The sequence below is a fragment of the Acinetobacter genomosp. 15BJ genome (assembly GCF_000400715.1).
GTDB lineage: Bacteria > Pseudomonadota > Gammaproteobacteria > Pseudomonadales > Moraxellaceae > Acinetobacter.
Genome location: NZ_KE007347.1, coordinates 2,058,589 through 2,071,903, shown reverse-complemented (window position 1 = coordinate 2,071,903; position 13,315 = coordinate 2,058,589). Strand labels below are relative to the sequence as shown.

General features: G+C 42.5%; 10 protein-coding genes. 5 read left to right on the top strand and 5 right to left on the bottom strand.

The features are described from left to right. Positions 1–20: 20 nt before the first annotated feature. From F896_RS04650 to F896_RS04655, 3 genes are all read right to left on the bottom strand, one after another. The gene (locus F896_RS04650; RefSeq protein WP_016164611.1) at positions 21–1,304 is read right to left on the bottom strand and encodes a ribonucleotide-diphosphate reductase subunit beta; all 1,284 of its coding nucleotides are present in this window, start codon (positions 1,302–1,304) and stop codon (positions 21–23) included. Positions 1,305–1,447: 143 nt separating this feature from the next. Further along, positions 1,448–1,579, bottom strand: a complete 132-nt coding sequence (locus F896_RS20525) for a hypothetical protein (protein WP_004804753.1) — start codon at positions 1,577–1,579, stop codon at positions 1,448–1,450. Positions 1,580–1,672: 93 nt separating this feature from the next. Further along, complete coding sequence (locus F896_RS04655; RefSeq protein WP_016164610.1) at positions 1,673–4,507, bottom strand: ribonucleoside-diphosphate reductase subunit alpha; 2,835 nt, start codon at positions 4,505–4,507, stop codon at positions 1,673–1,675. A 544-nt stretch (positions 4,508–5,051) separates the two neighbouring features. Between F896_RS04655 and bfmR the strand changes: the two genes are divergently transcribed. Together bfmR and bfmS are read left to right on the top strand one after the other, a co-directional pair. Then, entirely contained in the window at positions 5,052–5,768 is a 717-nt protein-coding gene (gene bfmR / locus F896_RS04660; RefSeq protein ID WP_004655457.1) for a response regulator transcription factor BfmR, read from the top strand. 108 nt (positions 5,769–5,876) lie between these two features. After that, on the top strand, positions 5,877–7,517 hold the full coding sequence (bfmS, locus tag F896_RS04665) for a sensor histidine kinase BfmS (RefSeq protein ID WP_016164609.1): 1,641 nt from the start codon (positions 5,877–5,879) through the stop codon (positions 7,515–7,517). 114 nt (positions 7,518–7,631) lie between these two features. Here bfmS and F896_RS04670 read toward each other — a convergent pair whose 3' ends face one another. Then, the gene (locus F896_RS04670; protein ID WP_016164608.1) at positions 7,632–7,988 is read right to left on the bottom strand and encodes a hypothetical protein; all 357 of its coding nucleotides are present in this window, start codon (positions 7,986–7,988) and stop codon (positions 7,632–7,634) included. Positions 7,989–8,080: 92 nt separating this feature from the next. After that, a complete protein-coding gene (locus tag F896_RS04675; protein WP_016164607.1) occupies positions 8,081–9,499 on the bottom strand; it encodes a GGDEF domain-containing protein in 1,419 nt (472 codons plus the stop codon). 696 nt (positions 9,500–10,195) lie between these two features. Between F896_RS04675 and ndhC the strand changes: the two genes are divergently transcribed. The 3 genes from ndhC (at position 10,196) to nuoC (ending at position 13,307) form a co-directional block, all read left to right on the top strand. After that, the gene (gene ndhC / locus F896_RS04680; protein ID WP_004804766.1) at positions 10,196–10,747 is read left to right on the top strand and encodes an NADH-quinone oxidoreductase subunit A; all 552 of its coding nucleotides are present in this window, start codon (positions 10,196–10,198) and stop codon (positions 10,745–10,747) included. A 6-nt stretch (positions 10,748–10,753) separates the two neighbouring features. Beyond that, a complete protein-coding gene (locus F896_RS04685; protein WP_004655450.1) occupies positions 10,754–11,431 on the top strand; it encodes a NuoB/complex I 20 kDa subunit family protein in 678 nt (225 codons plus the stop codon). Positions 11,432–11,519: 88 nt separating this feature from the next. Continuing rightward, positions 11,520–13,307 (top strand): NADH-quinone oxidoreductase subunit C/D, encoded by a 1,788-nt coding sequence (gene nuoC / locus F896_RS04690; protein WP_004804769.1) that lies wholly within the window; start codon positions 11,520–11,522, stop codon positions 13,305–13,307. Positions 13,308–13,315 lie beyond the last annotated feature (8 nt).

Sequence of the window (13,315 nt, the reverse complement as noted above, 5' to 3'; positions counted from 1 at the left end):
TTATTAGCTGTTAATTCAACTTACCAGCTTAACGCACCACCAGTTTGGTAATCTGTTACACGCGTTTCAAAGAAGTTCTTCTCTTTACGCAAGTCCATCATCTCCGACATCCACGCAAACGGGTTAGTTACACCAGCAAACTGCTCAGGTAAACCAAGTTGCGCTAAACGACGGTTACAGATGAACTTCAAGTATTCTTCCATCATGCTTGCATTCATACCCAATACACCACGTGGCATGGTGTCACGCGCATATTCGATTTCAAGCATCGTACCTTCAAGAATCATTTGAATCACTTCTTCTTGGAACTCAGCCGTCCACAAGTGTGGGTTCTCGATCTTGATCTGGTTGATCATGTCGATACCGAAGTTCAAGTGCATAGACTCATCACGCAAGATGTACTGGAACTGCTCAGCAACACCGTTCATCTTGTTACGACGACCCATACTCAAGATTTGAGTAAAACCACAGTAGAAGAAGATCCCTTCAAGTACGCAGTAGAACGCGATCAAGTTACGCAATAAACGTTGGTCGTTTTCAGGCGTACCTGTATTGAAAGTAGGATCACTTAAAGATTGAGTGTACTTCAAGCCCCACGATGCTTTACGTGCAACACTTGGAATCTCGCGGTACATGTTGAAGACTTCGCCTTCGTCCATACCCAAAGATTCGATACAGTATTGGTAAGCATGCGTGTGAATCGCTTCTTCAAATGCTTGACGCAAGATGTACTGACGGCATTCAGGGTTGGTAATGTGACGGTAGATCGCCAATACCAAGTTGTTTGCAACCAATGAGTCCGCAGTCGAGAAGAAACCCAAAGAACGCATGATGATGGTACGCTCATCTTCAGTTAAGCCATTTTCAGACTTCCAAAGCGCGATATCATGGTTCATGTTCACTTCTTGCGGCATCCAGTGGTTTGCACACCCGTCAAGATACTTCTGCCAAGCCCACTCGTATTTAAAAGGAACAAGCTGGTTTAAGTCTGCGCGACAGTTGATCATCGCTTTATCATCAACCTGTACACGCTGTGCACCCATCTCAAGCTCTTCCAAGCCTGGTGCAGCATCTAAGTGCTCTAAGGCAGCAGATGCTCGTGCCAACGAATCGGTGGGATCTGTTGATCGCACGGTACTGGTTCTAGCGGGTTGTGCAGCTGCCACGCGCGGCGATGATTGCTCTGAATCAGATACCACTTGCGTATTAACCGTTTTTTGCGTGTCGATGGGCGCAGACTTGTGTTCAGGTGCAGTCGGTTTTTGCGAATCATCTTCAAAATCGTCCCAACTAAGGATAGACATATTCATTCTCTCTTCGTTGCTTTATATCTTTTATTTAGACATCTCAAGCAAGGAGATGTCCTACTATACGCTCAATTTGTGTAAGCAAAATTAAGTTTTATTGACTGAAATTTTAAAAAGTGACTAATGGACACTGACAATCCCTAAAACTTATTTTGCTTACGCTGTTGTTTACGTATTTTAAAAAATGCGTAAACCATTGGAATATAAAACACTAGAAAGGCACAGATCAGGACTATCACACCAAATTGATAATTATGACTGAGATGGAACATGATCTATGCCTCAATAGAAACCTCTCTTGCGGAGCTTTAGTCGCTCATCACCTCTCCTAAAAGGAGAGGGAATTTATGCAGAGAGGAATAAAATTACTGACAAGCTTCGCAGTCTGGGTTGTCAATTGAACACGCCAATGGCACAGGCGCTGCTGTTGAGAAACCATCATCTTCAGTTTGAACTTCAGCTTTTTCTGCTACAACCGCTGCTGCCGCAACCACAGGCGCTTCAACCGATGCAGGTTTAACTGCATTCAGTGCACCCGTATTAATGGTTGATTTCTCAGCCGATGTTGCACCTAAAGCTCGGAGGTAATATGTGGTTTTAAGACCACGTAACCATGCCATCTTATACGTGATGTCAAGTTTCTTACCGTTCGCGCCAGCGATGTAAAGGTTCAATGACTGGGCTTGGTCGATCCATTTTTGACGACGTGACGCAGCATCTACGATCCAGCGAGTATCTACTTCAAACGCAGTCGCGAAGATTGCTTTTAATTCTTCAGGAATACGTGCAATCTTTTGAACTGAACCTTCGAAGTGTTTTAGATCATTGACCATTACGGTATCCCAAAGACCACGTTCTTTTAATGCACGAACAAGGTAAGGGTTGATCACGGTGAACTCACCAGAAAGGTTCGATTTCACATACAAGTTCTGGAAAGTTGGCTCAATGGATTGAGACACGCCACAAATGTTAGAGATAGTTGCAGTTGGTGCAATCGCCATCACATTTGAGTTACGCATACCGTCTTTTTGAACTTTAGTACGTAGGGTATCCCAGTCTAAACGTTGAGTACGATCCACTTCGAACATACGCTCTGGACGAGATTTCGCAACGATTTCTAAAGAGTCGATTGGCAGAATCCCTTGATCCCACAATGAACCTTTGAATGTTGAGTAAGCACCACGTTCAAGCGCAAGGTTGCTTGATGTTTCGATTGCGTAGTAGCTGATCACTTCCATCGATTCGTCAGCGAAATCAACTGCTTCATCTGAGCCATAAGCAAGATTCATTTCATACAATGCATCTTGGAAGCCCATGATACCCATACCCACAGGGCGGTGTTTCAAGTTCGACGTTTTCGCTTGTGGTACAGCATAGTAGTTAATGTCGATTACGTTATCGAGCATACGCACTGCAGTTTTCACTGTACGCGCAAGCTTTTCACGATCTAGTACGCCACCTTGAACGTGTTGTACAAGGTTGATCGAACCTAAGTTACAGACCGCGATTTCATCTTGGTTTGTGTTTAAAGTGATTTCTGTACACAAGTTAGATGAGTGAACCACGCCCACATGTTGTTGTGGTGAACGTAAGTTACAAACGTCTTTGAATGTGATCCATGGGTGACCAGTTTCGAACAACATCGAAAGCATTTTGCGCCATAAATCTTTCGCACGTACTTTCTTGTGTAGCATGTTTTCTTGTTTTGCTACAGCTTCGTAGTGTGCATAACGCTCAGCAAATTCAGCACCTGTTAAATCATGCAAGTCTGGTGTTTCAGACGGTGTGAACAATGTCCATTCAGCATCTTCAAATACACGTTGCATGAACAAGTCAGGAACCCAGTTCGCTGTGTTCATGTCGTGGGTACGACGACGGTCATCACCTGTGTTTTTACGTAGCTCTAGGAATTCTTCAACATCCAAGTGCCAAGTTTCGAGGTATGCACACACTGCACCTTTACGCTTACCACCTTGGTTCACTGCAACGGCTGTATCGTTCGCAACTTTAAGGAACGGTACAACACCTTGAGATTTACCGTTAGTGCCTTTGATATAAGAGTTCAATGCACGTACAGGTGTCCAGTCATTACCTAAACCACCCGCCCATTTTGACAGCATTGCGTTGTCACGCATTGCACCATAAATGTCATACAGGTCATCACCGATGGTGGTTAAGTAACAGCTTGATAATTGCGGACGCAATGTACCTGAGTTAAATAGCGTCGGTGTAGAAGCCATGTAGTCGAAGCTAGACAATAAGTCATAGAACTCGATTGCACGGTCTTCTCTATTTTCTTCATTGAGCGAAAGACCCATTGATACACGCATAAAGAATAATTGTGGTAATTCAAAACGCACGCCATTTGAATGGATGAAGTAACGGTCAAATAAAGTTTGTAGACCTAAATAAGTGAATTGGTTTGAGCGTTCTGGTTTGATCGCAGCAGCCAATTTTGCAAGGTCAAATTCAAGCAAGTCTTTAGAAAGAAGATCAAGCTCAATACCTTTCTTCAAGAAGGTTTCTAAAGCATCACCTTCTAGGGTGTCTGTCGGTAGACCGAGGAACTCTAAACCTGTGCTGACCAATTCGCTACTGAGTAAACGCGCAGTCACATAAGTATAGTTTGGCTCTTGTTCGATACGGGTACGCGTTGCCATCATCATGGTGGTCGCGATATCGCTTTCTTTTACGCCGTTATATAAATTCTTAACCGTTTCATCAAGAATGGCTTGAACATCAATCCCTTCTAGGCCTTCACTTGCAGTTTGGATGGTTGCGGTAAGCGCGTCCAAATCCAATGGTTGGAGCTGACCATTAGCATCTGTAATTTGCAGGGTAGGGTGATGGTTCGCACCAGTTTGCTGACGAGCACTTGCGCGTTGGTCACGATAAATGACGTAGGCACGTGCAACTTTTTGCTCGCCTGTACGCATCAATGCCAATTCAACTTGGTCTTGAATTTCTTCAATATGGATCGTACCGCCAGAAGGCAAACGACGATTAAATGTGTTCATTACCATTTCAGTCAGTTGAGTGATACGGTCATGGATACGACTTGAGTCAGTACCTTGTTGACCTTCAACAGCTAAAAATGCTTTCCCAATCGCAACAGAAATTTTCTCGGCATTAAATGTCGCAATCTCACCGGTGCGCTTAATGACCTGAAGTTGGCCAGGAGTAGAAGTGATGATGCTCATGTCAGCATAGCTCCATTATCATCTATTTTTATGTTCATGGACCGTTTGAATCGAGCAAAAAGTATGCCACGATGTTTGAGGGATAAACACAATACTTAGTGGTTAAAGTTTATTTTCAACACAAGATACGGGATTTTTTGCAGTAGATCAATCCTTGACTTTTTACTAATTTTTTTTTCATGTGTTAACTGCTGAAATCACAGTCACATAGCATATCAAAGCCGTTAAAAAAGGCTTATAGATAACTCTGTGGATAACTCAAAAAACAGACACTTAAATTGTTTTGGGTGAATAAAGAAACAAATTGTTTAACATTGGCACAAAATCTATACTAAATATTCATCCTGTCGGAAAAAGCATAGAGAGCTGAAAAATATATTAAAATTCATAATTTTAATAAAAATATAACAAAAGGGGTTAGGCGTGTATCAGTTTGGTGAACGCCTACTTGTTTACAATGTAAACGTGTGTATATTGCAAAACATAAACCAATGTATCTGTCAGATTTCATAGATAGATTCACTCAGATTTTAGGGGCAAACAAATGAGCCAAGAAGAAAAGTTACCGAAGATTTTGATCGTAGAAGATGACGAACGCTTAGCACGTTTAACACAAGAGTATTTGATTCGTAACGGTTTAGAAGTTGGAGTCGAAACTGATGGTAATCGTGCAATTCGTCGCATTATCAGCGAGCAACCAGATCTTGTTGTACTCGATGTGATGTTACCGGGTGCAGACGGTCTAACCGTTTGTCGTGAAGTACGTCCGCATTACCATCAACCAATTTTGATGTTAACTGCACGTACTGAAGATATGGATCAGGTTCTTGGCTTGGAAATGGGTGCAGACGATTATGTTGCTAAGCCTGTTCAACCACGTGTGTTATTAGCACGTATCCGTGCTTTATTACGTCGTACTGATAAGACAGTTGAAGACGAAGTTGCACAACGTATCGAATTTGATGACCTTGTGATTGATAACGGTGGTCGTTCAGTGACTTTAAATGGTGAGTTGGTTGACTTCACCAGCGCTGAATATGACCTGTTATGGTTATTGGCGTCGAATGCGGGTCGTATCCTGTCTCGTGAAGATATCTTTGAGCGTCTTCGTGGTATTGAATACGATGGTCAGGATCGTTCGATCGATGTGCGTATTTCACGTATCCGTCCAAAAATCGGTGATGACCCAGAAAATCCAAAACGTATTAAAACAGTACGTAGTAAGGGTTATTTATTCGTTAAAGAAACCAACGGAATCTAAATTCTCTAAAGCCTCCTGATCACAGGGGGCTTTTCCCTTGATAGAGGGGGGCCTTAGGTAGTATGACTGTTCAGGGGAGATATTAACTAGATTGGAATTATTTACCCTATGGTAAGTCGAGTACTGAAAAACAGCATATTCTTGCGTATCTATGCTGGTTTGGTGGTTTTGGTTGTTGTGGTTGCCGCATTTTGTTATTTGCTGGTGCAGATCATTAACTATCAACGCGCGCAAGAATATCGTGAATCTCTTACTGATGGTATTTCCTATGTCATTAGTGAAGGGGTGTCTCGTCAGCCAGAAAAGCAACAAAAGTTAGATTGGATTTCAGATGCATCTGATTTGCTGGAATTACCGATCTACTATGTAGATGCAGAACGGGTAGAACTATCGCGTACCGAGAAAAAGCGTATTGCTGAGCAAAAGTCAGTGGTGCGTTACGATGCCAATAATGGCGTTGGCTATATCATTATCGGTCTAAAAGACGATCCTAAGCATTACCTCTATATTAAAGTCGACAAAATTGGCGAACGCCAAATGAGAGCGCTACCGATTTTTGTACTGGATTATTTGATTTTTTATCCGGGGCAGGAGCGTGAGTATTTAGAGAAAATTAAAAAGCATTTTTATTATCCAATTGGAATTGCAGATATTAAAGATATAAATCTGGATTCAGAGCAGATTGGTCGGTTGCGCCAAGATCAAAGCGTGTTGCTGTATAAAGACAGTGCAACTGTACGTGGCACCACCATTTCGATTGTTTCTCCAATGCCAAACCATCCTGCACAAGTGCTGATTTTAGGGCCTGTTCCAATGTTTAATTGGATGCCGTTCCAGCTTTCAGCAGGGATCACCTTATTCAGCTTGTTCTTATTAAGTTTGGGTGTTTATGGCCTGATTTTACCGCTTGAGCGTAAAATTCGTCAGGTACGTTATGCCTTGAATAAGATGAAGTCGGGTGATTTGTCATTACGTGTACCAATTGAAGGTACTGACGAAATGGCAAATTTGGCATCAAGTTATAACAATATGTCAGATCATATTCAGCGTTTGATTGAAGCGCAGCGTGAATTGATGCGTGCGGTATCGCATGAACTCAGGACACCTGTGGCGCGGATTCGTTTTGGTATGGAGATGCTGGCTGAAGAAGATGATTATAATTATCGTATTCAGCAAGTGGACATGATTGATAAGGATATTGAAGCACTCAATACCTTGATTGATGAGATCATGACCTATGCTAAATTGGAGCAGGGCACGCCATCTTTAGATTTCGAAGACATTGTACTGGTTGAGGTGCTTGACCAAGTGGCAATGGAAACGGAAGCTTTGAAGACGCAAAAAGAAATTGAACTGATTGCACCGCCTTTGGCATTAAAAGTCGATGCAGAACGTCGTTATCTACATCGAGTGGTGCAAAATCTGGTCGGTAATGCGGTACGTTATTGTGATAATAAAGTACGCATCAGTGGTGGTATCCGTGCCGATGGTAATGCCTATGTCTGCGTCGAAGATGATGGGCCGGGGATTCCTGAACAAGAGCGCAGTCGTATTTTTGAGGCCTTCGCCCGTTTAGATGACAGTCGTACCCGTGCTTCAGGTGGTTATGGTCTAGGTTTGTCAATTGTCAGCCGTATTGCCTACTGGTTTGGTGGTACGATCCAAGTCGATCAAAGTCCAAACTTGGGTGGTGCGCGTTTTACTATGACGTGGCCTGCCAAGCGTTATAAGCAAGTGATTAAAAAATAAGTAGTGAAAAAGGAATGATCTATGTCATTCCTTTTTTTATTCATATAAATAAAAAAGCCAAAGCAAGATACTTTGGCTAAGTCAGGTCTTTCGGCGACCTTGAATTATTACCATTTATTCATGGATAGATGGATCGGGTTCAATCAACGGTTTTCCTGAACGAAGGTTTTGCAATGCATCTGCATTGAAGTCAATCAGTAGCGCATTGTTCTTAATATCGATTTTATAACCTTTGATCAGGGTTTGATCTCCATTTAAGGTTTCGACTTTATAGCCATCTGCAATATTGAGAATACTTTCTAAATTGGTTGTTGTGGCGGCAAAATCCTCTCTAAATACTTCGTAAATGTCTCTTAAATCAAAAATCGCATTATCAGCATCTGGATGTTTTCGAACATAACTTTCTATATGGCGCATCAGAAGTTGTGAAAAAAAGAAATAATCCGAAGCGTGAGTGTATTCTAGATGCATATTTTTCTCCTTTTGTTCTCATTCTAGAATACTCATCTATTCGCGCTGCTGTGTATAAAGATAATTAAAGTATTTAGCTGAATTGCAACATATTATGTCGAAATGACAACTTGGTTTCGGCCCTGTCGTTTGGCTTGGTAGAGCGCATCATCAGCCTGCTTAAATAATTGCTCAATGGCGTGTTGATTTTCAGGCGTGCAGATACAAATTCCAATGCTGATTTGAATGAAGAAACTTTGCTGTTGTCCATGTTCAATTGGTGTTTGACTGATCTGTAGGCGGATTTTTTCGGCGCAGAGATAAGCCGCATCAGCATCGGTGTCGGTCATAAAGATAGCGAACTCTTCACCACCTAAACGACCGAGCAGGTCTTGAGGGCTGAGTAGGCGCTGAATGGTTTGCACGCAGCTTTGCAAGGCACGATCACCCATCTGGTGCCCATAGCTGTCATTCACTTGTTTAAAGTGATCAATGTCGAGCATGAGAAAAGCAGTACTTTGACCAGCCTGTGTTGCTTGCTGCTGGAACAGTTGCACCGATTGCAGAAATTGGCGGCGGGTTAGGCTAGAGGTGAGTTCATCATGGGCAATGGTATGTTGTAATTCTTGGATTAGCTTGGATCTCACCATATTGATGCTGGACACGGTGAGTGGGGCAATAGTCATCATAATCAGCCCAAGGCGGATTGAGATGGCATTATTTAAAAATTGCTGGGGGTAAAGTAGTAAGTAGTTCTGCGAAACGTGATAGATCACAAAGGCGCAGCTGATCGAAGTAATAATTGCCACTGAAAAATGGCGATAACTCAACGCACACCAGATCAGTGCTGCAATTGGATAAAGTAGGGAGCCTGGACCTGCATCATAGTAGCCAATTGCAATCGAAAAAATAACCGCAAATAGCGGTAAGCTTTCTTGTACCGTTTGCGTCTTAAACTCTTTGAGTTGTTGTTTAAATTCACTCCAAAGAGGAGCACTAATGATTGCAGGGAGCAGTAATAATGCGTTTTGAATTTCCGCAGTAAACCAATAACCAAAATCAATCCAAAATGAACCTAAAGCAAATTTGGTGTTAAATAAAGGTAGGGTGATGGCTGCAAATAATGAGCTAGCCAAACCACCGATACAGCAAAAACTAAATAAAAATAGATAAAAATAACCATGATGCATTGAACGGATGAATGCATTAAATTTGATATATAGGGCCAATGTCGTGATGACATACAACAGGTTGGCTGAGGTTAGACAAATATTAAGTAAAAAAGGCGTATCTTGTGAGGTATCGGCAAGGAGATAGCCGACAATTGCTCCAATAAAACTGATTGGATGCCGAGTTTGCGGAAAACGAATCAGTAAACCGAGCAGAACCGAGTTAGCAGGCCAAAAAGAGGCAAGAAAGGTGAGGTGTCTGGTTGCAATACCGAGTAGGCAGCACAATAGAATTATCCCACTAAAAAGTAGAAATAATTGTAAAAGTGAGCGTGGTTTTAATGCTGCATAGGCTTGGGGCATGCTGACGCGGTTCTATGGGGAGACAAGGTCGCGCTATTATATAGGGTCTGTTGAGATTTCACAGGTGCTTGCGACAGAGGACGTTTTTTCGGCGGTACAAGGCAGGTTTTGCGAAACCTAGTTATTCTAAGTGAGTAAGACCTAACACCGTAACGGCAAAAAATGTCCCTGTCCTTACGCTGCAATCAAAGCAATGCTTTGCTCTTGCTCAGGTTATGGCTAAAACCTCCATAAACTGCGTTATGAAACTTGACAAGGGGATCACCATTGCCTGCATTTCATGCCTTATTTCTGTCGTTTAGCCGATAACGCAATGCATGGCTGAAATGTCAACAGACCCTAACTTTTGTTTAAATTTTCATCATAAATTTGTATCAATGCAATGATTTAGTTCGTGCTGCAATATATTGGGGCGAACCACTCAAAATTTAGTTTTTTTCTCGACGTAGAAAAAGAAAAAAATGATCAATATAGTCTTCTTGATTAGATAATTCGATTTTTAGGGGTGAATTAACCATGATCTTGGATATATCGGTAAATTTAAGGACAAAATCATCCGAAAGACTAAAGCGCTTCAACTAGCATGAGAAATTAGAAATCAGGTACAATTGGCGGGATTAATTTTGTGTTTGGTGTATTTGAAGGCCAATACATACATTCTTTGTTAAAAATAGGCCTGCCAGGAGTTATCCCCGCATGAGTGCCATTACTCCATACGAATGGGCAATAATTGCCTTCGTGATCGGCGTTACATTTCTTTGCGTTTTTATGCTCACTGTTCCCTTACTCCTAGGGGGTAAAGCATGGGGACGTGCAAAGCAAGAGCAGTTTGAATCAGGTGTAGTTGGTGCGGGCGGTGCTCGTATCCGCTTGTCAGCCAAGTTCTATTTAGTTGCAATTTTCTTTGTGGTTTTCGATCTAGAAGCCCTCTATCTCTACGCTTGGGCAACTTCAGTTCGTGAAGTCGGTTGGGTTGGTTTTGCAACTGCTGCTGTCTTTATTTTGGTTTTATTAATCGGTTTGATTTATGAGCTTTCTACAGGCGCACTTAACTGGGCACCTTCAGATCGTCGCAAAGCAGCTGGGATTAAAACCAAAATAGGTTCGCCAAATATGAACATTGCTGACATTACGCGATTCAATAATATTGAAGAGTTAGTTGTCGATCCTACTGGTCATATTCCAGCACAGTCTTCAGGTCGTGTTAAATCTAAAACACCGACTACATCATTACTTAAAAAGGAGTAAGTCGGGATGAAATATACTTTAACCCGTGCGAATCCAGATGCCGATCAATATCCATTACAAGATCGTCAAATCGTAACTGATCCACTTGAGGAAGAAGTTAATAAAAGCGTGATGATGACGCGTCTTGAAGATGTGTTGCATACAGCGGTGAACTGGGGGCGTAAAAACTCTTTGTGGCCTTTTAACTTCGGTACTTCATGCTGCTACGTTGAATATGCAACGACTTTAACGGGTGTACATGACTTGTCCCGTTTTGGTGCTGAGGTTATTCGTGCTTCACCACGTCAAGCAGATTTGATGATTGTTGCAGGGACCTGCTTTGTCAAAATGGCACCTGTAATTCAACGTTTGTATGAACAAATGCTTGAGCCTAAATGGGTCATCTCAATGGGTGCCTGTGCGAACTCTGGCGGTATGTATGACATCTACTCTGTGGTTCAAGGTGTCGATAAAATTATTCCTGTTGATGTGTACATCCCAGGTTGCCCGCCTCGTCCAGAAGCATTGATTCAAGCATTGATGTTACTTCAAGACCAAATTCAACTAGAGCGCCGTCCACTTTCAGCGGTTATTGGTGATGATCTTCAGCCTGTGTATAAGCCAAAGATGATGCCAGAACGTGACCGTAAAAATGCTGAACGTATTGCGGTGAAAAACTTACGCTCTATGGATGATATTAAATAATTTTCTCGATGAGTTTTTGACATGTCCCGTGATGGGTATGGTCATCGGAAAAATTGCCAGAATTTGTATTAAATAGGAAGCCAAGCCAATGGCTGAAACTGACATTGCTATGCCAGAATCAACACCAGTTGATTCCCGCCCTGCATTTGCAATCGTAGAAGAGCTCAAAACCAAATTTGGTGAGAACTTCTATGTGCAGACGACTTTTGAAGAGTTTCCAACAGTCTGGGTTGAGCGCGCACGCGTGCAAGAAGTCCTTATGTTCCTCCGTAAAGTGGAACGTCCTTATGTGATGTTGTTTGACTTGTCAGCGGTAGATGAGCGTTTACGTGTTCACCGTGATGGTTTACCGGCATCTGACTTTACTGTGTTCTATCACTTGTTATCGCTTGAGCGTAATAGTGATATTCGTATTAAAGTTGCGTTGAATGAAAATGATCTAAGCATTCCAACTGCAACCAACATTTGGCCAAATGCCAACTGGTACGAGCGTGAAGCTTACGATATGTTTGGTATCGATTTCGCAGGGCATCCAATGCTCCGTCGTATCTTGTTGCCAACCTATTGGGAAGGTCACCCATTACGTAAAGAATATTCAGCGCGTGCGACAGAATATACGCCGTATATGCAAGACCAAGCAAAGCAAGATTTCGAACAAGAACACTTACGCTTTGTACCAGAAGACTGGGGTCTAAAGCGCGGTAATGACGACGAAGACTTCATGTTCCTGAACTTGGGTCCTAACCATCCATCTGCGCACGGTGCTTTCCGTGTGGTGTTACAGTTGGATGGTGAAGAAGTGAAAGACTGTGTACCTGATATCGGTTATCACCACCGTGGTGTGGAAAAGATGGCTGAACGTCAAACATGGCATTCATTCATTCCTTATACCGATCGTGTTGACTACTTAGGTGGTTGTGCGCAAAACATGCCATACGTGATGGCAGTTGAGCAGCTTGCTGGTATTAAAGTACCTGAGCGTGCACAAGTCATTCGTGTGATGCTGAACGAATTATTCCGTATCAATAACCACTTATTGTTCTGTGGTACAGCGATTCAGGATGCGGGCGGTATGACCCCTGTATTCTATATGTTCGCAGACCGTCAAAAAGTCTATGACATCGTTGAAGCGATTACGGGTTACCGTATGCACCCAGCATGGTTCCGTATCGGCGGTACGGCACATGACCTTCCAAATAACTGGCAAAAGCTGGTGAAAGAATTATTGGAATGGATGCCGAAACGTTTGAACGAGTACTACACTGCGGCGCTTAAAAACTCAGTATTTATTGGTCGTACCCGCAATGTTGCGCAATACGATGCTAAATCTGCGTTGGCTTGGGGTGTAACAGGTACTGGTTTACGTGCGACGGGGATTGACTTTGACGTTCGTAAATATCGTCCATACAGTGGTTATGAAAACTTCGACTTTGATATTCCAGTGGAATATGAAGGCGATGCATATGCACGTGTCTTGGTTCACTTCCGTGAAATTACTGAGTCGTTGAAAATTATTCAACAGTGCTTGGACAACATGCCGTCTGGTCCATATAAAGCGGATCATCCATTGGCTGTTCCACCACCGAAAGATAAGACATTACAAGATATTGAAACCTTGATTACGCACTTCTTGAGCGTATCTTGGGGTCCAGTAATGCCTGCTGGTGAGTCATCATTTATGACGGAAGTCGTGAAAGGTGCGAGTACTTATTATTTGACTTCAGACAAGTCAACCATGAGTTACCGTACCCGTATTCGTACACCGACATTCACTCACTTACAGCAAATGCCTTCAGTGATTAACGGCAGTTTGGTTTCTGACTTGATCATTTATTTGGCGACCATTGACGTGGTTATGGCTGACGTGGATCGCTAGGGGTAAAC